This window comes from Streptomyces sp. NPDC055962, from assembly GCF_042270185.1.
Classification (GTDB): Bacteria; Actinomycetota; Actinomycetes; order Streptomycetales; family Streptomycetaceae; genus Streptomyces.
In genome coordinates, this window is sequence record NZ_JBHJYN010000008.1 from 228,853 (window position 1) to 250,393 (window position 21,541).

Sequence of the window (21,541 nt, forward strand, 5' to 3'; positions counted from 1 at the left end):
GTCCCGCACCACGGGCTGAGACCCACCCGGGACGACCGAGCGGGTGCGGCCCTGTCAGAGGGCGACGAACGTCGCCGTCAACAGGACCGCACCCGCGATCCCCGTCCCCCACGCCGTGCGCGTCAGCCGCATCCCGCCGCCGATCACCAGGGCGGCCAGCAGCAGAGCACCACCCAACGGCACCCAGGCATGCAGGAAGCCCGGCGTCCCGGTACGCACCACGTCCCCGGTCCCGGGCTTCACCACGACGGGGAAACGCTCACCCTTCTTCACCGCCACGGACCGCTCGATCGTCACCGCGGCCCGCTCCTGCGCATCCGCGCCCGGAGCGAACGACCCCGTGCACGCGTCCTCACCGCACGCCGTCACCGCCATCGTGCCGTGCTCACGCCCCTTGGCCAGGACGATGTGGTGCGCCGTGTCCCACGACGACCACACGCCCGCTACCAGCAGCAACACGACGACACAGCCGGCGGCGAACGTACGGCCATGAGCCAGCAGCCGGTGGGAGGAACTCCGTTTCATGGGGGCAGATCCTTGGGCAGAGCCCTGCCACCGGTCAACCTGTGGCCGAAAAACACCCAGGAACCAGCAGGAATGTCAGGAGTTGTACGCGGACTGAGCCCGCTCCAGCCCCTCCGCCAGCAACGACTCCACCGCATCCGCCGACCGGTCCACCAGATACCCGAGCTCCTTGCGCTCCGTACCCGAGAAATCCTTCAGCACGAAGTCGGCGACCTGCATCCGCCCCGGCGGCCGGCCGATTCCGAACCGCACCCGGTGATACTCCGGACCCATCGCCTTCGTCATCGACTTCAGCCCGTTGTGCCCGTTGTCCCCGCCACCGAGCTTCAGCCGCAGCATGCCGAAATCGATGTCCAGCTCGTCATGCACCGCCACCACATGATCCAGCGGCACCTTGTAGAAATCACGCAGCGCCGTCACCGGACCACCCGACAGATTCATGTACGACATCGGCTTCGCCAGCACCACCCGACGGCTCAGCGGACCCGGCGGACCGATCCGCCCCTCCACCACCTGCGCCTGCGCCTTCTGCGCCCGCTTGAACTTCCCGCCGATCCGCTCCGCCAGCAGATCCGCCACCATGAAACCCACGTTGTGCCGGTTCGCCGCATAGTCGGGACCGGGATTGCCGAGGCCCACGATCAGCCAGGGGTCGTTGACGTCGGACATCGCGCGGAGTCTCCTCGGATACGGGCGAACGGCTGTCCACAGGGCTGTGGACACAGGGAAACGGGGCGGCGGAACCCCCGAAAGGGAACCGCCACCCCGTCAGTGAAGCAGGTGGAGCGAGGCTCAGGCCTCGGCGCCCTCGGCCTCGGTGCCCTCGGCCGGGGCCTCCTCGGCCTGCGCGGCGACGACCTGCAGCACGATGGCGTCCTCGTCACCGGCGAGCACGGCACCCTTGGGCAGCTCGATGTCCTTGGCGGCGATCGAGTCACCCGCGTCCAGACCGGCGACGGAGACCGTGACCGACTCGGGGATGTGCGTGGCCTCGGCCTCGACGAGCAGGGTGTTCTGCACGTACTCCAGCAGGTTGGCACCCGGCGCCAGGTCGCCCTCGGCGTGCACCGCGATCTCGACGTTGACCTTCTCGCCGCGCTTCACGGTCAGCAGGTCGACGTGCTCGATGTTGCCCTTGAGGGCGTTGCGCTGCACGGCCTTCGGGATGACCAGGGCGTCCTTGCCGTCGATCTCGAGACCGATGAGGACGTTGGCCGTACGGAGCGCGAGCTGCAGCTCGTGGCCCGGCAGGTTGATGTGAACCGGCTCAGCACCGTGGCCGTAGACGACCCCGGGAACCAGGTTGGCGCGACGGGTGCGACGGGCAGCGCCCTTGCCGAACTCCGAACGGACCGATGCTTCGAGCTTGATCTCAGCCATGCTGCACTCCTCGTAAGGTGACGAAAAACCGATGGTCACCCGGCCCACGACAGGCCTGCTACGAAGAGCGCGTCGATAACGGACCACCGATCCCCATGACCACGCATGAGAACGGCCTCCCTCGCCGAGCAACTCACTGAGTCTACCCGGCGGGGAGGCCGCACCCAAAGTCGATCACCCGCAGGCGGTCACTCCTGCTCCTCGAAGAGGCTCGTCACCGAACCGTCCTCGAAGACCTCGCGGACCGCACGCGCGATCGTCGGCGCGATGGACAGCACCGTGATCTTGTCGATCTCCAGCTCACCAGGCGTCGGAAGCGTGTCCGTGAACACGAACTCACTGACCTTGGAGTTCTTCAGACGGTCCGCGGCGGGGCCGGAGAGCACCCCGTGCGTCGCCGTCACTATGACGTCCTCGGCGCCGTGCGCGAACAGCGCGTCCGCGGCCGCGCAGATCGTGCCACCCGTGTCGATCATGTCGTCGACCAGCACACACACCCGGCCCTCGACGTTACCGACGACCTCGTGCACGCTGACCTGGTTCGGAACGTCCTTGTCACGGCGCTTGTGCACGATCGCCAGCGGCGCGTCCAGACGGTCGCACCAGCGGTCGGCGACACGCACACGGCCGGCGTCCGGCGACACGATCGTCAGCTTCGACCGGTCCACCTTCGCACCCACGTAGTCCGCCAGGATCGGCAGCGCGAACAGGTGGTCCACCGGGCCGTCGAAGAAGCCCTGGATCTGGTCCGTGTGCAGATCGACGGTGAGGATCCGGTCCGCACCCGCCGTCTTCATCAGGTCCGCGACCAGACGCGCCGAGATCGGCTCACGGCCGCGGTGCTTCTTGTCCTGACGGGCGTACCCGTAGAACGGCACGATCACCGTGATGGACCGTGCCGACGCGCGCTTCAGCGCGTCCAGCATGATCAGCTGCTCCATGATCCACTTGTTGATCGGAGCCGTGTGGCTCTGGATCAGGAAGCAGTCGGCACCGCGTGCGGACTCCTGGAAACGCACATAGATCTCACCGTTGGCGAAATCGAAGGCCTTCGTCGGCACGAGGCCGACACCCAGCTGGTGCGCGACCTCCTCGGCCAGCTCGGGGTGGGCGCGGCCGGAGAAGAGCATCAGTTTCTTCTCGCCGGTCGTCTTGATCCCGGTCACAGCACAGTCTCCTCAGACGTGTATCTGGCGCCGCGCGCATGTGTCCCGATGTGCGACGAGCCAGCCGAAATGGGTGAGCATCTATCACGGTACGCCGCCTTCGGCGTACCTGTTTCCGGTCAGCTTTCGCCGTCGGACTCCTGGGCGGCGGCCTGAGCGGCCTGCGCCGCAGCGCTCCCGGGACGCTTGCGGGCGACCCAACCCTCGATATTCCGCTGCTGGCCCCGGGCGACGGCCAGCGAGCCGGACGGTACGTCCTTGGTGATGACCGAACCCGCGGCCGTGTAAACGCCGTCCCCGACCGTGACAGGCGCCACAAACATATTGTCCGACCCGGTCCTGCAGTGCGACCCGATCGTGGTGTGGTGCTTGGCCACCCCGTCGTAGTTCACGAACACGCTCGCCGCACCGATGTTGGTGTGGTCACCGATCGTCGCGTCCCCGACATAGCTCAGGTGCGGCACCTTCGTGCCCTCGCCGATCGTCGCGTTCTTCATCTCGACGTACGTACCCGCCTTGGCCTTCGCCCCCAGCCGCGTACCCGGACGCAGATAGGCGAACGGCCCCACGGTCGCCCCGGGGCCCACCTCGGCGCCGTCCGCGACCGAGTTGTCCAGCCGGGCGCCCGCGTGGACCACCGTGTCCTTCAGGCGGGAGTTCGGGCCCACCTCGGCGTCCTCCGCCAGGTGCGTCGTGCCCAGCAGCTGCGTCCCCGGGTGCACGATGGCGTCGCGCTCGTACGTCACCGTCGCGTCGATCAGCGTCGACGCCGGGTCCACGACCGTCACGCCGGCGAGCATGGCGCGCTCCAGCAGCCGCTCGTTGAGCAGGCGCCGCGCCTCCGCCAGCTGGAGGCGGTTGTTGATCCCCAGGATCTCCCGGTGGTCACCCGCGACCGAGGCGCCGACGCGGTGCCCCTCCCCGCGCAGGATCGACAGCACGTCGGTGAGGTACTCCTCGCCCTGGCTGTTGTCCGTACGCAGCTTGCCGAGGGCCTCGCCGAGCAGCCGCCCGTCGAAGGCGAACACCCCGGAGTTGATCTCACGGATCGCACGCTGCGTCTCGGTGGCGTCCTTGTGCTCGACGATCTCGGTGACCGCCCCGGTGCCCGCGTCGCGGACGATCCGGCCGTAGCCGGTGGAGTCCGGGACCTCCGCGGTCAGGACGGTGACGGCGTTCGCGTCGGCGACGTGGGTGGAGGCCAGCGCCGAGAGGGTCTCGCCGGAGAGCAGCGGGGTGTCGCCGCAGACCACGATGACGGTGCCGTCCACGGCGCCGCCGAGCTCCCCGAGCGCCATCCGTACGGCGTGACCGGTGCCGTTCTGCTCGGCCTGGTAGGCGGTGCGCACGGGGGTGTCCCCGGCGGAGAGGTGCGCGGTGACCTGCTCGGCGGCATGGCCGACGACCACGACGAGGTGCTGGGGACCGAGCTCACGGGAGGCGGCGACGACATGTCCGACGAGCGAGCGCCCGGAGATCTCGTGCAGGACCTTGGGGGTCTTCGACTTCATGCGGGTGCCCTCACCCGCTGCGAGGACGACGACGGCTGCCGGGCTGATGGCGCTCACGGATGTGCCCTTCGGCTTCGGGTGGTGGACACCCGCAGGATACCGGGGGCGTTTACGCCCGAAACGAGCGCGGGCCCCGACCGGTGAGGTCGGGGCCCGCGCGCGGAGCTCCCGGGGAAGGAATCGAACCCTCATTCAATGGACCAAAACCATTTGTCCTGCCATTAGACGACCCGGGATGGTCTATGGCGTTATGTCCGATTCTCTTGATCGGTGCATTTCGCAGCCCCTACTATGCCGCACCACCAGCCCTCGATGCGACGGTAGAGGTCCGCACTTTTCAGAACTCGGACCACAAGGCAACCGCGGTACCCCTCACCTGTGTTCTTCCGGTTCGTCTTCGGGGTGTGCCTTTTGAGCGTGGTCTTGCCGAATGCGGAGGCGGTAGCGCCTGTGAGGTCGGCCCAGTAGCGCTCCGCCGCTCTGACGTCGGCCGTCTCGTGGATGTGGACGTGGAACCGGAGGTGTTGCGGAGAGACGCCCAGGAGGCGTAGCCATGCGAGGTAGACGGAGATCATGTCGGGGTCGCTGTTGGTGAAGGTGACCCTCTCCTGTGAACGGTAGGGCTTCGACTTGCTTCCCTCCGCCCAATAGAGGCCCACGCCTACCAGGAACAGTTCGCGCGGGCTGAGTGAGCTGATCTCGGCCGCCGCCGCCTTCTTCGTCCGCAACCGTTCATCATCGCGCCGTTGGAGAGTCGCTTCCCAGCCGCGGCGAGCGATCTCGGAGGCCTGTTCGGCGATGCGTTTGCGCTCGGGCTTCGGCAGGTCCCGTACCCATAGCGAGATCGAGCCCTTGGAGCACCCCAGCTCCAGCTGGATCTGGTCGTAGGTCATGCCCTGGAGCCGCAGCTCCCGGGCCTTCGTGCTCAGGTCGTCCTTGGCGTTCGGGCGCTTCGTCCACTCCGGGGCCGGCTCGCCCTCTAGGAGGCGATTGAGGATGTCGTTGTTGCCGACGCGCAGGCGGTCGCGGATCTGGCGACGGCTCAACCCCTCCCTGCGCAGTGAGATCGCCTTCTCGCGCAGCCCTTCGAAGTCCGCGTACTTGCCTGTGGCATGTGTCATACGGACAGCGTCGTCCGGAATGCGGACGTCCGGGTCGAAAGAGTGCTCGGTTCACCGGATCGTGCGGTCTGCCTGCCTTTGCGGCGCGACGGGTCGCTTTCCGTGCTGACGGAGTCTCCCGAAAAAGAGATGCGGCCGCCCGTAGGCTGGATGCCATGACCGCAACGGGGGCAGACCGGGAAGCGGCGGGACCGACCACCCGCGGCTACTGGTGGTGGGAGCGGCGGCGCAGTGTCGTTCTGGACGTGGGGCTGGCGCTGGTCTCGGCGCTGGAGTGTGCGCTGGAGGGGGTGGAGTTCGCCGGGGACACCGGGCTGCCGGTGCCGCTCGGGGTGCTCTTCGGGTTGCTCGCGGGTTCGGTCCTGGTGCTGCGCAGGCGGTGGCCGATCGCCGTGGTGCTGGTGTCGATCGCGACGACCCCGGCCGAGATGGGCTTCCTGATGGGGATCGTGGGGCTGTACACCCTGGCGGCCTCCGAGGTGCCGCGCAGGATCACGGTGGTGCTGACGGGGATGACCCTGGTCGGCACCTTCATCGTGTCGTACGTGCGGCTCCGGCAGAGCGTGGACGCCCACGCCGATTTCGGGCCGGGGGTCTGGTACGTCCCGGTGGTGTCCCTGTTCATGTCGCTGGGGCTGACGGCGCCCTCGGCGATCTTCGGTCTCTACATCGGTGCGAGGCGCAGGCTGATGGAGAGCCTGCGGGAGCGTGCGGATTCGCTGGAGCGGGAGCTGTCGCTGCTGGCGGACCGTGCGGAGGAGCGTGCCGAGTGGGCGCGTACGGAGGAGCGGACCCGGATCGCCCGGGAGATGCACGACGTGGTGGCCCACCGGGTGAGTCTGATGGTGGTGCACGCGGCGGCGTTGCAGGCGGTGGCCCCGAAGGACCCGGCGAAGGCGGTGCGCAACGCGGCGCTGGTGGGGGACATGGGCCGGCAGGCGCTGACGGAGCTGCGGGAGATGCTCGGGGTGCTGCGGAGCGGGGACGCGCTGGTGGCGCCGCGGACGGGGCGGGTGCCGCTCGCGTCGGTGGGGCGGGTGGCGGCCGTCGTCGTGGCCGCGGCGGTGGAGGACGGGCCGCGGTTGTGCGAGGTGGAGGCGCTGGTGGCGCAGTCCCGTGAGGCGGGGATGACGGTGGAGCTGTCGGTGGAGGGGGAGTTGCGTCCGTACGCCCCGGAGGTGGAGCAGACGGCGTACCGGGTGGTGCAGGAGGCGTTGACGAACGTCCACAAGCATGCGGCGGGTGCGAGGACGTGGGTGCGGCTCGCGCATCGTGGGGCGGAGGTGGCGATGCAGGTGGAGAACGGTCCGACGGACGGGGTGACGGCGGACGCGGGGCTGCCGAGTGGCGGCAACGGTCTGGTGGGGATGCGGGAGCGGGTGCTGGGGCTCGGGGGTGTGTTCGTGTCGGGGCCGACGGACGCGGGGGGTTTCCGGGTGTCGGCGGTGCTGCCGGACGGCGGGGCGGCGTAGGGCTGCCTTCCGGCGGGTCCTCTCCGGTGTGGTTCTCCGGCACGGTCTCTTCCGGCGCGGTCCTCTCCGGCGCGGTCTCTCCCGGTGTGCTCCGCCGGTGTGACGTCCGCTCGGTCGGTCGGCTCAGCCGGAGGTGAGGCGCGCGGGCTGGGCTCCGGTCATGAGGGTTTCGAGGGCGCGGTCGATGTCGGAGCCGAGGTACCAGTCGCCGGTGTGGTCGATGGAGTAGACGCGTCCTTCGCTGTCGATGGCGAGGACGGCCTGTCCGTCGCCTTCTTCGCCGAGGGGGGCGACCTCGGTCTCCAGGGCGCGTCCGAGGTCGCCGAGCGTGCGGGCCAGGTGGAGTCCGCTGAGCGGGTCGATGCGCACGGTGGTGGTGGCGATCTGGCGGCCGGGTGCGGACGAGGTGAGGCTCAGTCCGCCGAATTCGGCCCAGGCCTCGACGGCGGCGGGGAAGACGGCGTGCTGGTGTCCGGCGGGGGAGGCGTGGGAGCGGAGGGCGTCGGCCCATTCCTCGGCCTGGCGGATGTCCCAGCGTCCGGGCTGCCATCCGGCGTCGCGGAGGGCGGCGTCCACGGCGACGGGGAAGCGGGTGGTGGAGGTGCGGCTCTGCTGGGCGGGTACGTCGTTCCGGTCGTGCATGGTGGTGTGCTCAGCCCTTCTCGGCGGTGGTCGACGCACCTGTGGTGAGGTCGACGGGGCGTACGCCGAAGTGGGCGAGCATCACCGTGCAGGAACGGCAGGGGGGTGCGTAGCTGCCGTGGAGGGGGTCGCCGTCCTCGCGGATGCGGCGGGCGGTGAGGCGGGCGTGTTTGAGTGCGCGGCGGGCCTCACCGCTGGTGAGGGGTTTGCGCTGGGCCCGTTTGGAGCGGCTGTCGTCGGCGGCGGTGAGCTGCCGGGACAGGAGTATGGCTTCGGGGCAGCGTCCGGTGAAGCGTTCGCGCTGGTTGCTGGGGAGGGTGTCGAGGAAGTCCTGTACGAGCGGGTGGAGGACCGGTGGCTGGTCGCCCTTGCCGGCGGTGCAGGTGAGTGTTTCCCCGCGTACGGACAGCGCTGCGGCCACCGCGGGCAGGATGCCGTCGCGGCGGTGGTGGAGCCGGGGCGCGCGGTGGGGCTCGGTGGTGCTCCAACTGAGTCGCGGATCTCCGGATGTGACTGTTTGTGCTGAGCGCATGGTGCTGGTTTCCCTCCCTGCAATCCCCCGAGTTGCGGGGGACAGCCTGCCAAATATGCAGGGTGCTGCGGAAGCTGGGTCGGTGAAACGTGTCTGCGTGTCGCGGCTCGGTGGCCGGGTTGTCGCGTGTCCGTCACGCGCCGGTGACGTTCGGTGAGTGGGTGCGGGGGGCGGGGGGCGTTGTTGCGCCACGGCATAGGCTGTGCGGAACACCGGACGCAGCAGGGGGCAACCGCCATGACGACAGGTCGGCTCGGGCAGCAAGCCGCGCCACCGAACGCGGCCTATGCCGGGCAGGTCGTTCATTTCCCGGATCCTGTCCGGGCGTCCCGCCACCCTAGAGGTGTGCGCGTGGACGGGAACGGCTATCCGGTTCTTTCGCCGTACGCGCGCGCGGCGGCGGAGATCGCGGATCCGCCTCCGGGGTTCGGTGTCGACGAGTTGCGGCTGACGGACTACGTGTCGGCGAACGCGGCGCTGGCGGCGAGCGGTCATGAGCTGTGGGACACGATTCCCTCGGTGGCGACCCCGCACGGCTGGACGTGGCATCACGTGGCGGGTGGCCGGCGTATGGAGCTGGTGCCGGTCGAGGTGAAGGCCCTGCTCCGTCATCACGGTGGCCTGGCGACGACGGCGGTGGACCAGAACCGCCGGGGGACGCGGCCGTTGCAGGAGACCCGGCCGGCGCATTTCCGGCTGCCGAAGGGTTCTGTGGCGGTGGGTGAGCAGCAGGTCCTGGGTGTCGAGGAGGATCTGGGCTACCGGCTTCCGGGCGCGTACCGGTCGTTCCTGAAGGCGGCGGGCGGTTCGGCTCCGGTGGGTGCGGCGTTGGACGCGGAGCTCGGTCTGCTGGTGGACCAGCCGTTCTTCACGGTGCGTGAGGAAGCGGCGATGAACGACCTGGTGTATGTGAACAAGTGTCTGCGGGATCACTTCACGAAGGATTTCCTGGGTGTGGGTTTCGTCCAGGGCGGCATCCTGGCGGTGAAGGTGCGGGGGGACGCCGTGGGGTCGGTGTGGTTCTGCGCGTACGACGACGCGCGGGATCAGGACGGCTGGGGTGTGCAGGAGCGGGTGGACCGGCTCCTGCTGCCGTGCGGTGAGGATTTCGATGCTTTCCTCCAGCGGCTCGCGGGTAATCCGCCGGAGCTGGAGACGGTGGCGAACCTGATGGTGGACGGTGGCTTCGCGCGGGCCGTCCCGGTGGAGGGGTGAGCGCGGTGGTGACCTTCGCGCAGGCGCAGGAGCGGGCGGACGAGTGGGTCAACGGTGACGTGCCCGCGTATCAGCACCGTGAGGTCCGGGTCCGTGAGTTCGAGCTGGGTTTCGTGGTGTGGGCCGAGGACCGGGCGGAGGGCCCTGTCTCGGACGGTGGCCGTCAGCGGCTGGTGATCGCCCGGGACAGCGGTGAGGCCACGTTGTGGCCGGGGCTGCCGGTGGGCGAGGTGATACGGCGTTACGAGGAGGACTACGGGGCGTCGGCCGAGGTGCGGTCCGCTCCGGAGCCGCCGCAGCGCATCGATCTGAATCAGACGTCGTTCCTGCTGACTCCGCCGGAGTGGTTGCAGGAGGCGGCGGACAAGCTGGGAATCCCGGACCGGCGCGGGGAGGCGGGCGGGTCGTCTGCCGATGCGGTGCCGTCCTCTTCGTCCGCCCGGGTTCCGGACGCGTCCTCTGCGTCGGTTCCCGCGCCCGCTCCTTCCCCTCCTTCCTCCCTCTCCGCTCCTTCCGGTGCGGGGGCGGCGTGGCCTGCTGCCGGTGGGCAGCAGGATCACGAGCCGACGGCGAACGACGGGGTGCCGGCCGGGGCGACTCCCTGGGCGGGTACGGACACGAACGCGGACGGGGACGGGGGAGCCGTGCCGTTGCCCGCGACGGTGTTCGCGCCGCCGCTCTCGGGTTCGGACGACGACGGGACTCCGCCGCCGGTCGTTTCCGCGGAGGCTCCTACGGCGTTGATGTCGGGTGGCAGTCAGCTGCCGTCGACCGCGGTCGTTCCGGGTCTCGATCCGCATGCGTCGCCTCCGGGTGCCGCGGCTCCCGCCGCTCCGGCTCCAGGGGCTCCCGTTCCTCCCGGCCGGGCGGCGCCCGGTGCGGGTGACATCGCCGACGCGGCGACGAGCAAGGCCGTCGTCCCGCCGCGGGGGGCGCGTGGGTCGGGTCCGACGACTCCGCCGCCTCCGGGTGCCCCCGGTACGCCGGGCGCCCGGCCGGGGCCTCCTGCGCCGCCGCAGTCGGGGCCGGGTGCACCGGGTGCGCCGGCGGGGGGCTACGTGCCCACGCAGATGGTCTCCCAGCTCGGTCCTCCGGGGGCTCCGGCTCCCGGTGCGACGCCCCCTCCCGGTGCGCCGCAGCCGCCTGCCCCTCCCGGTCCTCCTGGTCCTCCTGGTCCTCCCGGTCCGCCGCCGGGTGCGACGCCGCCTCCGGGCGGCGGGGTGCATCACGCGGCGACGATGTTCGCCGACGCGAGCATCGGCGGGCCGAACGCGCCGCGCCCCCCGGGGCCTCCGGGTCCGCCCGGCGCTCCGGGCGCTCCTGGTGCGGTGCCGCCTCCTCCGCCCGGTTCCACGCCGCCGCCGGGGCCCCCCGGGCCCCCCGGGCCTCCCGGGCCTCCGCCGGGTGGCGGGGTCCACCACGCCGCGACGATGCTGGCGGGTCCGGGCCAGGCCGGTCCGGGCGCGCCGCAGCCTCCGGGACCGCCCGGTCCTCCCGGGGTGCCGGGTCCGCACACTCCGCCGCCGCCTCCGGGCGCGTACGGCTATCCGCAGCAGCCGGCGGGGCAGCCGACGGTCGGTCCGGGCTATCAGGCCGTGCTGCGCTTCCGTGCGGCCGACGGCAGCGAGCAGCAGCTGATCCGGCGTTCGGCGCCGGGTACGCCGCATCCGGAGTGGCAGATGCTGCACGAGCTGCGTGCGATGGGCGTGCCCCCGCAGCAGGTCATCGAGCTGCACACGGAGCTGGAGTCGTGCGAGCTCCCGGGTGGTTACTGCGCGCGGATGATCCGGGAGACCTGGCCGCAGGTCCGTATCACGAGTGTGGCGCCGTACGGGACGGATCACGCGAGCCGACAGCAGGGGATGCAGCATCTGCTGACGCATCAGGGTGAGCTGCACCAGGTGGCCGACGGTCCGGCGCGGCCCGCTCCGGTGCGGGCGCCGCTGCCGCAGATGCCGCCCGCCGCGGCGGTGCCTCCGGAGGCGCTGGCGGAGGAGCTGCACGGCGCGTTCGGTCCGGGTGTGCTGCGCTTCGACCAGCGGGCGGTGTCCCGTCAGGGTGTGCCCGAGGTGGTGGCGCGGACGCTGGTGTGGGCGGGGCTGCCCGCTGATTTCGGGCCGTTCTTCTGGGCGCAGCCGGGGCATCCCGTGGTGCCGACGCTGGCGGAGCTGGCGGCGCAGCGCCAGGTGCAGCCGGCGTCGGACGCGGGGTCGTACCTGGTGATGGGTTCGGACTTCGGCCGGGCGATCTGTGTGCAGTACGGCACGGCGAACATCGTGGCCGTGCCGGTGGAGGCGGGGCCGGGTGGTCAGCCGGTGCCGCCGCAGTTCGTGAACACGGGGCTGCCGGAGTTCGTGCGGTCGATGGCGTTGCTGGGCCGGATGTGGCGGCTGCGGTACGGGCTGAATCCGGAGCAGGCGGGCCGTTGGACGGTCGATTTCCAGGCGCAGCTGGTGGCGGTCGACCCGGCGGCGCTGGCGTCGCCGGAGGGCTGGTGGTCGGTCCTGCTGGAGCAGATGTGGGACGGGCTGCTGTGATCCGTTCCGGTCGGTTCTGATCGGTGGTGTGGTGTGAGGCGCTCGTCCCCTGGTGGGGGCGGGCGCCTTTTGTGCGGGGCGCTGTGATGCGGGTCGCTTCCGTCCTGAATGCAGCTGATCGATTCCGACTTCCGGGCCAATTACCGCATCCTTGACGTATTGCTGAACGGTCGGGGCGTCGGAGAGCGGGAAAGAGGCTTCAGGGATGAGTGGTGGACCGGTGTCCGCGCACGGTTTCGTCGGTGGACGGGGGCGTGGTTACCGTCCTGAACAGGTGGACCGCGCGGTGGCCTCGCTCTCCGCCGAGCGGGACGGTGCCCTGGACCGGCTGTCCCGGCTGACGGCGCTGGCGGAGGAGCTGGCCGCGGAGTCGGCGCGGCTGGGTGAGGTGGTGGCCTCGCTCGCGCCGCAGACGTACCAGTCGCTGGGGGAGCGGGCGCAGCAGATCCTGGCGCTGGCGGAGGCCGAGGCGGAGGCGGCGGGGAGTGCCGCGCAGGACGAGGCGCAGGCGCTGCGGGACGCGGCGGACGCGGCCGGCCGGGAGGCGCGTGAGGCGGCCCGTGAGGCGGCGGGAGCGGTGCGGGACGCGGCGGACGCCCGTGCGGAGGAGATCCTGGCCGAGGCGCGGGACGCCGCGGGGGCGCTGGCGGAGGAGGCGCGCCGGGACGCCGGTGAGGTGCGGTCCGCCGCGGAGGCGCAGATGGCGGAGACGCGTCGCCGTACGGCGGGCGTGCTGGCGCATCAGGACCAGGAGCATGCCGAGCGGGGGAAGGCGGCGGACGTGGAGATCGCGGGGGCCGAGGCGGCGGCGTCGGAGCGTGAGTCGGAGCTGACGGCCCGTGGGGAGGCGTTGCTGGCGGGGGCCCGTCGGGAGCTCGCGGAGGCGGAGGAGGCGGCCCGGCACCGGCAGGAGGACGCGGACGCGCGCGCGGCGGAGCTGCTGTCGGGGGCCGCGGCGGCGGAGGAGCGTGTGGTGCGGGAGACGGAGCGGGTCCTGCGGGAGCACGAGGAGGGCCGTGAAGAGGTGCAGGCCCACATGACGCACGTGCGTAATTCGCTGGCGGCGCTGACGGGGCGTGCGGTGGCGGGGCCCGCGGGGGACTGAGGGTGGCGCCGGCGGGGCGGGTTCAGTGCCGTCCCGCGGGCGGGGCTCCGGCGAGGATCCAGGGTTCGGCCGCCTCGTACCTGCGGCGTTGTCCGGTGGTGTCGGTGTCCCGGCCGTACAGGGTGCCGAGCCAGCCGGCCAGGAAGCCGAAGGGGATGGAGACGAGGCCGGTGGTGGTGAGCGGGAACCAGTTGAAGTCGCGGTGGGGGAAGACGGATCCGGGGGATCCGGAGACGAGGTTGGTGCCGGTGATGAGGACGAGGACGCAGGCGGTGCCGCCGACGAGGGTGCAGAGCAGGCCGGTGCGGGTGAAGCGGCGCCAGAACATGCTGTAGACGAGTGCCGGTGCGATGGCGGACGCGCCGATGCAGAAGGACAGGGTCACCAGGGCCTGGACGTTCCAGTGGCGGGCGAGCACGGCGAGGGTGACGGCGAGTGCTCCGACGCCGACGGCCGCGCCCCGGGCGGTGGCCGTCTCGGCGCGTTCCCTCATCGGTGCGCCGGTCCGCAGGCCGTGGGCGAAGAGGTCGTGGGCGAGGGAGTTGGCGCAGGCGAGGATCATTCCGGCGACGGAGGCGAGCAGGGTCAGGAAGATCGCGGTGGTCATGGTGGTGACGACGAGCGCCCCGGTCCCGCCGCTGCCGGCGACGGCACCGGTGACCTGGAGGATCGCGCTGTTGCCCTGGGCTCCGGCGGCGGTGATGCGGGCGTGTCCGACGAGTGCGGAGGCTCCGAAGCCGATGACGGTGAGGAGGAGGCAGAGGCCGACGACGGCGAGGACGGCCCAGGACAGGGAGCGGCGGACCGCCCGGGCGTCGCGCACGCCGGTCATGCGCATGGTGATGTGGGGCAGGCAGGCGGCGCCGAGTACGACGGTCAGTTCGGAGCTGATCATGTCGAGGCCGCTCCCGCCGAACTGGAGTCCGGAGTGCAGGTAGGCGGTGCCGGCGCCGCTGCCGTTCGCGGCGGCGTGGAGGAGGGCGCCGGTGTCCCAGTCGAAGCGGTCGAGGACGCGTACGGAGACGAGGAGCCCAGCGCCGAGGAGCGCGGGGGTCTTGATGATCTGGATGAGGGCGGTGCCCTTCATGCCGCCGACCGCCGCGTAGCCGATCATGACGACGCCGAGGGTGATGATGGATCCGGTGCGGAATCCGGAGCTGTCGAAGCCGAGGATGAAGGCGAGCAGGTCGCCGCTGCCGGCGAGCTGCACGACCATCAGCGGGAGCAGTGCGGCGAGGGTGACGGCGCAGGAGGCGATGCGGGCGGCCCGGCCGGGGGTGCGGCGGGTGAGCATGTCGCCCATGGTGAACCGGCCCGCGTTGTGCAGGGGTTCGGCGAGCAGGAACATCAGCAGGACCAGGGAGAGGGCCGTGCTGAGGGCGAGGACGAGACCGTCGTGGCCGGTGAGGGCGATGACTCCGGTGGTGCCGAGGACGGTGGCTGCGGAGACGTAGTCGCCGGCGACGGCGAGGCCGTTCCGCACGGGTGGGAGTGAGCGGTAGCCGGTGTAGAACGCGTCGAGGTCGTCGCGGTCGGGGCCGGTCATGACGCAGAGCAGCAGGGTGATGCTGGCGACGGCGATGAACGCGGTGAGGGACATCGTCTGGGCGGACTCGTCGAATCCGTTCATCGGCCGGTTCCCGTCCTGCGGTCCCCGCCCGGGGTGCGGGTGGTGGTGTGGCGGGGGTGGCCGGCCCGTTCGCGGAGCCCGGCGCTGAGCGGGTCGACGGCGCGGCGGGCGGTCCGTTCGTAGACGGCGACCGCGGCGAGGGTGACGGGGAGCTGGCACAGGCCGAGGAGGAGGCCGGTGGTGAGTCCGCTGTCGCCGACGGGGCGGGTCATGAGGGCGGGTGCGTAGCCGGACAGCAGGAGGAACAGGGTGAAGTAGCCGAGTGCGGTGAGGGTCGAGACGCGGCGCAGCAGGCGGTAGGCGGTGCGGAGCCGTCGCAGGTCGCTGTGGTGTCCGGGTGCGGGAGCGGGGCGTGCCGCGGGTGCCGGTGGGCGGGGTGGTGGCGGGGGCGGGGAGCTCTGCCAGGGCATGAGGTAGTCGCCGGGGTACGGGGGCGGGGCGGGGCGGTGGGGTGCCTGCCGGGGCGGGGGAGGGGGCGGTGAGGGGTGCGGCATGGCAGTGCTCCTTGCATGGCTCGGGTCCGGGGCGGACTGCAAGGCAGGTGCGCGGGTGCGCTGTCGGGAGCGCGTACGTTACTCGCGGGTATCGCGGAGGGGGAGGGTTACGGACGAACTACCTCAGGTAACACGCCAGTTGTCTAGTCCTTCGGCGTACGGGAAGCGCTCTCGTGCTCGTCCAGGACCGGGAAGCGGCGCGGCGCCAGGGCGATGAGGACCAGCAGGGCGAGAGCTGCGGCGGCCGCGGCTCCGGTGAACACGTGGTCGACTGCCGTGTCGACGGCCCGCCGCAACTGGTCCGTCGCCGCGGCGGAGAGGGCGGCCGGGTCCTCCAGGGCGTGCGAGACGGCGTCCAGGTCGCCGGGCAGCCCCGGGACGGGGGAGGCGGTGAGCCGGGAGGTGAGCACCCCGTTGGCGACGGCGCCGAAGACCGCGGCGCCCAGGCTCTGGCCGACCTGGCGGCAGAAGAGGACGGACGCCGTCGTCGTGCCCCGCTCGGCCCATCCCACCGTCGACTGGACTCCGACGATCAGCGGGAGCTGGAAGAGGCCGAGCGTCGCGCCGAGCAGCAGCATGAGCAGGGCGGGCTGCCAGGCGGCGCCGGGGTAGGGCAGCAGCGGGAAGCAGAGCAGGACCAGCAGGGAGCCGGTCATGCCGGTGATCGCGGTGCGGCGGAAGCCGATGCGGGTGTAGACCCGGTCGGAGAGCGCGGCGGAGACGGGCCAGCTCAGGGTCATCACCGACAGGACGAACCCGGCGGCGATCGGGCCCAGTCCGAGGACGGACTGGGCGTACGTCGGCAGGAAGACCGTCGGCGCGACCATGAGCAGGCCCATGGCGCCGAGGGCCAGATTGACCGAGGCGATCGTGCGGCGCCTCCAGACCCAGCCCGGGATGACGGGCTCCGCGGCCCGCCGCTCGATCAGGACCGTGAGGCCGGCCAGCGCCGCGCTCGCCCCGAGCAGCCCGAGCGAGGGGGCGGAGAGCCAGGGCCAGGCCACGCCGCCCTGGACGAGCGCGGTCAGCAGGAGCGCGCCCGTGGCGAACACCCCGAGGGCGCCCGCCCAGTCGATGCGGGGACGGGCCGAGGGGCGCGGCCTGGCGGGTTCGTGGAGGTGGCGGACGACCAGCCACAGGGCGACGGCGCCGACGGGCAGGTTGATCAGGAAGATCCAGCGCCAGTCGGCGTACGCGGCGAGCAGCCCGCCGACCGCCGGGCCCGCCACCGCCGAAGTCGCCCAGACCGTGGAGAGCTTGGCCTGGATCTTCGGGCGTTCCTTGAGCGGGTACAGGTCGGCGGCGATGGTCTGCACCGTGCCCTGGAGGGCGCCGCCGCCGAGGCCCTGGACGACGCGGAAGGCGATGAGGGCGGCCATGTTCCAGGCGGCGGCGCACAGGACCGAGCCCGCGAGGAAGAGGATGATGCCCGCGACCAGGACGGGCTTGCGGCCGAAGGTGTCGGAGAGCTTCCCGTAGACCGGCAGGGTGACGGTCACGGCGAGCAGGTAGCCGGAGAACAGCCAGGAGAAGACGGCGAATCCGCCGAGGTCGCCGACGATCTGCGGGACGGCGGTCGCGACGATCGTGCCGTCGATCGCGGCGAGGCCCATGCCGAGCATGAGGGCCGCGGCGACCGGGCGGCGGTCGCGTGCGGTGTCCTGGGAAGCGGCCGGGGCGGCCTCCCCGAGCGCCGCTTCCGGGCTGTCCGTACCGCCGGTGCCGTCCGTGCCGCCCACAGGGGTCCCTTCCCTATGCATCTGTTCTCCCTGGCGACACTGTCCCACCGTCCACCGCCGGGCGGGAGTCGCAGGCCGAAGGGTGAGACCCCTACCCAGGTCCTGCTCCGGTGGCCCGGACCCCTAGGGGGAGCTCCGTACCAGGGCCCGGGGCGCGTTCCTCCCGGCGGAGGACGAGGCGGCGGTGCCCCGTTCCCTACGGTGGTCCTGCACCGGGGGATGCGGTCGGCCGCAGGGGACGGGGTGGGGAAAACCCCCCGTGAAGACTGCGCCGGGCACCACTGCGCTCGACCCCCTCCGCCACCGAGACTCGGAACGTACACAGAGACGTCCGTGCATCGACCGACATAGGAGAAAAACCGTGACAACGGCTGTAACCATTCCCAGGCACGGGGACACTGGAGGGCGTACGGCCGTCGCTGCGCGGGCGCGGCAGGTCGTCAAGGCGTACGGGGCGGGCGAGACCCGGGTCGTGGCGCTCGACCACGTCGACGTGGACATCGTCCGCGGGCAGTTCACGGCGATCATGGGACCGTCCGGCTCCGGCAAGTCGACGCTGATGCACTGCCTGGCGGGTCTGGACACGGTGACCTCGGGCACCATCCACCTCGCCGACACCGAGATCACCGGCCTCAAGGACAAGAAGCTCACACAGCTGCGCCGTGACCGGATCGGCTTCATCTTCCAGGCGTTCAACCTGCTTCCGACGCTCAACGCGATCGAGAACATCACGCTGCCGATGGACATCGCGGGCCGCAGGCCCGACGCCGACTGGCTGCGGCAGGTCGTGGAGACCGTCGGTCTCGCCGAGCGTCTGAAGCACCGGCCCACGCAGCTCTCCGGCGGTCAGCAGCAGCGTGTCGCGGTCGCCCGGGCGCTCGCCGCGCGCCCCGAGATCATCTTCGGCGACGAGCCCACCGGGAACCTGGACTCGCGTGCCGGCGCCGAGGTGCTGTCCTTCCTGCGCAGGTCCGTCGACGAGCTCGGGCAGACCATCGTGATGGTCACCCACGACCCGGTGGCCGCCTCCTACGCGGACCGGGTCCTCTACCTCGCGGACGGATCCATCGTCGACGAGATGAAGAACCCCACGGCCGAGCAGGTTCTGGACCGGATGAAGGACTTCGACGCGCGCGGGCGGACCTCATGACCGTCTGGAAGACCTCGATGCGCAACTTCCTCGCGCACAAGGGGCGGATGGCGCTCTCCGCCGTCGCCGTCCTGCTGTCGGTGGCGTTCGTCTGCGGCACGCTCGTCTTCACCGACACCATGAACACCACCTTCGACAAGCTCTTCGCGGCGACGTCCGCCGACGTCACGGTCAGCCCGAAGAAGGCGGCCGGCGCCGACGACCTCCCGGAGAACGGCAAGCCCGAAGCGCTCCCCGCGTCCGTCGTGACCGAGGTCGCGGGCGCCGACGGGGTCGAGAAGGCCGAGGGCGCGGTCACCAGCATGGCCGTCACCCTCGTCGACGGCCACGACAAGAACCTCGGGTCGGACACCGGAGCCCCCACCATCGCGGGCAACTGGACCACCAACGACCTGCGTTCCATGGAGATCACCTCCGGCCACGCCCCGCGCGGCCCGACCGAGGCGATGATCGACGCCGACACCGCGGAGAAGCACCACCTGACGCTCGGCGACGAGGTGCGCACCATCTCCGTCACCGGCGACATCGAGGCGCGCATCAGCGGCATCGCCTCGTTCACCGTGACCAACCCCGGCGCGGCCGTCGTCTACCTCGACACCGCCACCGCGCAGCAGAAGCTGCTGGGCGCCTCCGGTGTCTTCACCCACGTCTCGGTCACCGCCGAACCCGGGATCAGCGACACTCAGTTGAAGAAGAACGTCGCCACCGCCCTGGGCGACACGGCCGCGTACAAGCTGCAGACCCAGAAGGAGGCCGCGGCCGCCGGCAAGGACTCCATGGGGTCCTTCCTGGACGTCATGAAGTACGCGATGCTCGGCTTCGCGGGGATCGCCTTCCTCGTCGGCATCTTCCTGATCGTCAACACCTTCTCGATGCTGGTCGCCCAGCGCACCCGTGAGATCGGCCTGATGCGGGCCATCGGCTCCAGCCGCAAGCAGGTCAACCGGTCCGTGCTGGTCGAGGCGGTGCTCCTGGGTGTCGTCGGATCGGTCCTGGGGGTCGGCGCCGGCATCGGACTCGCCGTCGGGCTGATGAAGCTCATGGGCGCCGTGGGCATGGAGCTGTCCACCAAGGACCTCACCGTGGCCTGGACGACGCCGGTGACGGGGCTGGTGCTCGGCATCGTCGTCACCGTCCTCGCCGCGTACGTCCCGGCCCGCCGGGCCGGCAAGGTCTCCCCGATGGCCGCCCTGCGGGACGCGGGGACCCCGGCTGACGCCAGGTCCGGCTGGATCAGGGCCGGTATCGGCCTGGTCCTCACCGGTGCCGGCGTCGCGGGCCTGTGGGCGACGACCCGGGTGGACGAGGCGAGCGAGGGCTCGCTCTACCTCGGCCTGGGCGTGGTGCTCACCCTCATCGGCTTCATCGTGATCGGCCCGCTGCTGGCCGGCGCGGTCGTGCGGGTCCTCGGCCTCGTCGTCCTGCGGCTGTTCGGCCCGGTCGGGCGGCTGGCGGAGCGCAACGCGCTCCGCAACCCCCGGCGTACGGGAGCAACCGGTGCGGCGCTGATGATCGGCCTCGCGCTGGTGGCGTGCCTCTCGGTCGTCGGCTCCTCCATGGTCGCCTCGGCCACCGAGGAGCTCGACAAGTCGGTCGGTACGGACTTCATCGTCCAGTCGAACACCGGCCAGCTCCTCGTGCCGCAGGCCGCCGAGGCCATCGGGAAGGTGCCCGGCATCGAGCACGTCACGGACTACAAGGTCCTGGCGGCGAAGCTCACCAACCCCGACGGCTCGACCGCCGACGAGGAGGTCACCGCCGCCGACCCGACGTACCCCCAGGACCTGCGGCGCACGACCGTCGCCGGCGACCTGGCGAAGGCGTACGGGGAGAACGCCATGTCGGTCGGTTCGGACTACGCCACCCTGCACAAGATCGAGGTCGGGGACGAGCTGACCGTCGCCTTCAAGGCCGGCGACACCGCGAAGCTGAAGGTCGCCGCGATCACCTCCGACGAGACGAACGTCGACCGGGGCGCGAAGTACATCAACGTCACCACCGCCGAGCGTCACGTCACCGCCGACCGGATGCCCGGAAACATGATCATGTTCGCCTCGGCGCAGGACGGCAAGGAGAAGGAGGCCTATGCCGCCCTCAAGAGCGCGCTCGCCGCGTACCCGCAGTACAAGGTGCAGAACCAGGCCGACTTCAAGGAGGACCTGAAGGACCAGATCGGCCAGCTGCTGAACATCGTGTACGGCCTGCTCGCCCTGGCGATCATCGTCGCGGTGCTCGGTGTGGTGAACACCCTCGCCCTGTCGGTGGTCGAGCGGACCCGTGAGATCGGCCTGATGCGGGCGATCGGCCTCTCCCGCCGCCAGCTGCGGCGCATGATCCGGCTGGAGTCCGTCGTCATCGCCCTGTTCGGCGCGCTGCTCGGACTCGGCCTGGGGATGGGCTGGGGCACCTCCGCCCAGAAGCTGCTGGCGCTGGAGGGGCTCGAGGTCCTGGAGATCCCCTGGCCGACGATCGTCACCGTCTTCGTCGCCTCGGCGTTCGTCGGACTGTTCGCCGCCCTGGTCCCGGCCTTCCGGGCCGGCCGGATGAACGTCCTGAACGCGATCGCCACGGACGGGTGATCGTGCCGGACGTAGGATGACTGATCCGGCCCCGGGGCGTTCCTCCAAACGCTCCGGGGCCGGTCCGCGTCCGTCCACCGCTCTCAGGCGTGCATGACCGGTACGTCGTACTGGGGGATCCACTTGTCGCGGGTGACGATCGTCAGCCCTTCGGTCTGGGCCTGGGCGACGATGATGCGGTCGAAGGGGTCACGGTGGATCGGGGGGAGGCGGCCGGCGCGCACGCCGTGCTCGGCGGTGATCGGGAAGGGCCGGAACTGCATGTCTCTTGCGCGCTCGGCAAGGTCCGGGGCGCCCTCCAGCTTGCCGAGGCCTTGCTTGATCGCGATCTCCCACGGCGTGGCGGCGCTGACGTAGACATCGGACTCGGTGCGCAGGAGTTCCCTCGTGTCCTCGGCGAGCTCCGGTGAGGCATCGAGCCACCACAGGACGACGTGGGTGTCGAGCAGGAGCCTCATCCACGCATCCCGAACGCCTCGGCGATGTCGTCAGGGAGCTCGTCGAAGTCCTCGGGGATACGGATCTTTCCCCGGAGTGCGCCGTAGTCGGTCCGGTTGACCTTGGACCGGAGGGGCACGACCTTCGCGATGGGCTCTCCGGCCCGGCTGATCACTACTTCCTCGCCGGTCTCGACCTGTTGCAGGATGCGCGAGAAGTGGGTTTTCGCCTCGTGCACGTTGTACTGCCGAGCTGGTTCCATGACTGCCTCGCAGGGGCCACAGGTGGACTAGCTGCCAGACTAA

At 71.1% G+C, this 21,541-nt stretch carries 19 protein-coding genes and 1 tRNA gene; 6 read left to right on the plus strand and 14 right to left on the minus strand.

Features of this window, described 5'->3' with window-relative positions; genetic code table 11:
- Positions 1-54: 54 nt before the first annotated feature.
- The 7 genes from ACFC51_RS23495 to ACFC51_RS23525 form a co-directional block, all read right to left on the minus strand.
- On the minus strand, positions 55-525 hold the full coding sequence (locus ACFC51_RS23495; protein ID WP_376374082.1) for a hypothetical protein: 471 nt from the start codon (positions 523-525) through the stop codon (positions 55-57).
- A 75-nt stretch (positions 526-600) separates the two neighbouring features.
- Entirely contained in the window at positions 601-1,194 is a 594-nt protein-coding gene (pth, locus tag ACFC51_RS23500) for an aminoacyl-tRNA hydrolase (RefSeq protein WP_376374079.1), read from the minus strand.
- 123 nt (positions 1,195-1,317) lie between these two features.
- Positions 1,318-1,905, minus strand: a complete 588-nt coding sequence (locus tag ACFC51_RS23505; RefSeq protein WP_376374077.1) for a 50S ribosomal protein L25/general stress protein Ctc — start codon at positions 1,903-1,905, stop codon at positions 1,318-1,320.
- Positions 1,906-2,093: 188 nt separating this feature from the next.
- The gene (locus tag ACFC51_RS23510; protein WP_376374075.1) at positions 2,094-3,071 is read right to left on the minus strand and encodes a ribose-phosphate diphosphokinase; all 978 of its coding nucleotides are present in this window, start codon (positions 3,069-3,071) and stop codon (positions 2,094-2,096) included.
- A 119-nt stretch (positions 3,072-3,190) separates the two neighbouring features.
- Complete coding sequence (gene glmU / locus ACFC51_RS23515; protein ID WP_376374073.1) at positions 3,191-4,639, minus strand: bifunctional UDP-N-acetylglucosamine diphosphorylase/glucosamine-1-phosphate N-acetyltransferase GlmU; 1,449 nt, start codon at positions 4,637-4,639, stop codon at positions 3,191-3,193.
- 108 nt (positions 4,640-4,747) lie between these two features.
- Positions 4,748-4,818 (minus strand) — tRNA-Gln (locus ACFC51_RS23520).
- A 12-nt stretch (positions 4,819-4,830) separates the two neighbouring features.
- The gene (locus ACFC51_RS23525; protein ID WP_376530630.1) at positions 4,831-5,703 is read right to left on the minus strand and encodes a hypothetical protein; all 873 of its coding nucleotides are present in this window, start codon (positions 5,701-5,703) and stop codon (positions 4,831-4,833) included.
- A 155-nt stretch (positions 5,704-5,858) separates the two neighbouring features.
- On the opposite strand from ACFC51_RS23525, the gene ACFC51_RS23530 reads away from it, so the two are divergent.
- Positions 5,859-7,175, plus strand: a complete 1,317-nt coding sequence (locus ACFC51_RS23530; RefSeq protein ID WP_376374068.1) for a sensor histidine kinase — start codon at positions 5,859-5,861, stop codon at positions 7,173-7,175.
- A gap of 123 nt (positions 7,176-7,298) precedes the next feature.
- Here the strand turns inward: ACFC51_RS23530 and ACFC51_RS23535 are convergent, their stop codons facing one another.
- Positions 7,299-7,817 (minus strand): SUKH-3 domain-containing protein, encoded by a 519-nt coding sequence (locus ACFC51_RS23535; protein WP_376374066.1) that lies wholly within the window; start codon positions 7,815-7,817, stop codon positions 7,299-7,301.
- A gap of 10 nt (positions 7,818-7,827) precedes the next feature.
- Positions 7,828-8,349, minus strand: a complete 522-nt coding sequence (locus tag ACFC51_RS23540) for a YwqJ-related putative deaminase (RefSeq protein WP_376374064.1) — start codon at positions 8,347-8,349, stop codon at positions 7,828-7,830.
- A gap of 237 nt (positions 8,350-8,586) precedes the next feature.
- Between ACFC51_RS23540 and ACFC51_RS23545 the strand changes: the two genes are divergently transcribed.
- The 3 genes from ACFC51_RS23545 (at position 8,587) to ACFC51_RS23555 (ending at position 13,206) form a co-directional block, all read left to right on the plus strand.
- Positions 8,587-9,564: an SMI1/KNR4 family protein gene (locus tag ACFC51_RS23545; RefSeq protein WP_376530633.1), complete on the plus strand. Its 978-nt coding sequence runs from the start codon at positions 8,587-8,589 to the stop codon at positions 9,562-9,564.
- Between the two features lie 5 nt (positions 9,565-9,569).
- Positions 9,570-12,101, plus strand: coding sequence for an SUKH-4 family immunity protein (locus ACFC51_RS23550; protein WP_376530699.1), 2,532 nt, complete (start codon positions 9,570-9,572; stop codon positions 12,099-12,101).
- Positions 12,102-12,306: 205 nt separating this feature from the next.
- Entirely contained in the window at positions 12,307-13,206 is a 900-nt protein-coding gene (locus tag ACFC51_RS23555; RefSeq protein WP_376530636.1) for a cellulose-binding protein, read from the plus strand.
- A gap of 22 nt (positions 13,207-13,228) precedes the next feature.
- On the opposite strand, the gene ACFC51_RS23560 is transcribed toward ACFC51_RS23555, so the two are convergent.
- The 3 genes from ACFC51_RS23560 to ACFC51_RS23570 all read right to left on the minus strand — a co-directional run bounded on the left by ACFC51_RS23560 (position 13,229) and on the right by ACFC51_RS23570 (position 17,090).
- The gene (locus ACFC51_RS23560) at positions 13,229-14,836 is read right to left on the minus strand and encodes a cation acetate symporter (RefSeq protein WP_376530639.1); all 1,608 of its coding nucleotides are present in this window, start codon (positions 14,834-14,836) and stop codon (positions 13,229-13,231) included.
- Positions 14,833-15,330 (minus strand): DUF485 domain-containing protein, encoded by a 498-nt coding sequence (locus ACFC51_RS23565; RefSeq protein ID WP_376530642.1) that lies wholly within the window; start codon positions 15,328-15,330, stop codon positions 14,833-14,835. The genes ACFC51_RS23560 and ACFC51_RS23565 overlap by 4 nt, the downstream gene beginning before the upstream one ends.
- A gap of 143 nt (positions 15,331-15,473) precedes the next feature.
- Entirely contained in the window at positions 15,474-17,090 is a 1,617-nt protein-coding gene (locus ACFC51_RS23570) for an MFS transporter (protein WP_376374052.1), read from the minus strand.
- 340 nt (positions 17,091-17,430) lie between these two features.
- Here ACFC51_RS23570 and ACFC51_RS23575 point away from each other — a divergent pair, with 340 nt between their 5' ends.
- Both ACFC51_RS23575 and ACFC51_RS23580 read left to right on the plus strand, forming a co-directional pair.
- Positions 17,431-18,219 carry an ABC transporter ATP-binding protein gene (locus ACFC51_RS23575; RefSeq protein WP_376374049.1) on the plus strand — a complete coding sequence of 263 codons (789 nt, stop codon included), beginning with the start codon at positions 17,431-17,433 and terminating at the stop codon, positions 18,217-18,219.
- Entirely contained in the window at positions 18,216-20,798 is a 2,583-nt protein-coding gene (locus ACFC51_RS23580) for an ABC transporter permease (RefSeq protein WP_376374046.1), read from the plus strand. The genes ACFC51_RS23575 and ACFC51_RS23580 overlap by 4 nt, the downstream gene beginning before the upstream one ends.
- Positions 20,799-20,881: 83 nt before the next feature.
- Here ACFC51_RS23580 and ACFC51_RS23585 read toward each other — a convergent pair whose 3' ends face one another.
- Both ACFC51_RS23585 and ACFC51_RS23590 read right to left on the minus strand, forming a co-directional pair.
- Positions 20,882-21,256 carry a type II toxin-antitoxin system VapC family toxin gene (locus ACFC51_RS23585; protein ID WP_376374043.1) on the minus strand — a complete coding sequence of 125 codons (375 nt, stop codon included), beginning with the start codon at positions 21,254-21,256 and terminating at the stop codon, positions 20,882-20,884.
- On the minus strand, positions 21,253-21,498 hold the full coding sequence (locus ACFC51_RS23590) for a type II toxin-antitoxin system Phd/YefM family antitoxin (RefSeq protein ID WP_376374041.1): 246 nt from the start codon (positions 21,496-21,498) through the stop codon (positions 21,253-21,255). Before ACFC51_RS23590 ends, ACFC51_RS23585 begins: the two co-directional genes overlap by 4 nt.
- Between the last annotated feature and the right edge of the window lie 43 nt (positions 21,499-21,541).

Bases quoted from the DNA above. Each gene is read 5' to 3' on its own strand.
- ACFC51_RS23495 (WP_376374082.1), bottom strand. From the start codon at position 525: ATGAAACGGAGTTCCTCCCACCGGCTGCTGGCTCATGGCCGTACGTTC.
- pth (WP_376374079.1), bottom strand. From the start codon at position 1,194: ATGTCCGACGTCAACGACCCCTGGCTGATCGTGGGCCTCGGCAATCCC.
- ACFC51_RS23505 (WP_376374077.1), bottom strand. From the start codon at position 1,905: ATGGCTGAGATCAAGCTCGAAGCATCGGTCCGTTCGGAGTTCGGCAAG.
- ACFC51_RS23525 (WP_376530630.1), bottom strand. From the start codon at position 5,703: ATGACACATGCCACAGGCAAGTACGCGGACTTCGAAGGGCTGCGCGAG.
- ACFC51_RS23530 (WP_376374068.1), top strand. From the start codon at position 5,859: ATGACCGCAACGGGGGCAGACCGGGAAGCGGCGGGACCGACCACCCGC.
- ACFC51_RS23535 (WP_376374066.1), bottom strand. From the start codon at position 7,817: ATGCACGACCGGAACGACGTACCCGCCCAGCAGAGCCGCACCTCCACC.
- ACFC51_RS23540 (WP_376374064.1), bottom strand. From the start codon at position 8,349: ATGCGCTCAGCACAAACAGTCACATCCGGAGATCCGCGACTCAGTTGG.
- ACFC51_RS23545 (WP_376530633.1), top strand. From the start codon at position 8,587: ATGACGACAGGTCGGCTCGGGCAGCAAGCCGCGCCACCGAACGCGGCC.
- ACFC51_RS23555 (WP_376530636.1), top strand. From the start codon at position 12,307: ATGAGTGGTGGACCGGTGTCCGCGCACGGTTTCGTCGGTGGACGGGGG.
- ACFC51_RS23560 (WP_376530639.1), bottom strand. From the start codon at position 14,836: ATGAACGGATTCGACGAGTCCGCCCAGACGATGTCCCTCACCGCGTTC.
- ACFC51_RS23565 (WP_376530642.1), bottom strand. From the start codon at position 15,330: ATGCCGCACCCCTCACCGCCCCCTCCCCCGCCCCGGCAGGCACCCCAC.
- ACFC51_RS23570 (WP_376374052.1), bottom strand. From the start codon at position 17,090: ATGCATAGGGAAGGGACCCCTGTGGGCGGCACGGACGGCACCGGCGGT.
- ACFC51_RS23580 (WP_376374046.1), top strand. From the start codon at position 18,216: ATGACCGTCTGGAAGACCTCGATGCGCAACTTCCTCGCGCACAAGGGG.
- ACFC51_RS23585 (WP_376374043.1), bottom strand. From the start codon at position 21,256: ATGAGGCTCCTGCTCGACACCCACGTCGTCCTGTGGTGGCTCGATGCC.
- ACFC51_RS23590 (WP_376374041.1), bottom strand. From the start codon at position 21,498: ATGGAACCAGCTCGGCAGTACAACGTGCACGAGGCGAAAACCCACTTC.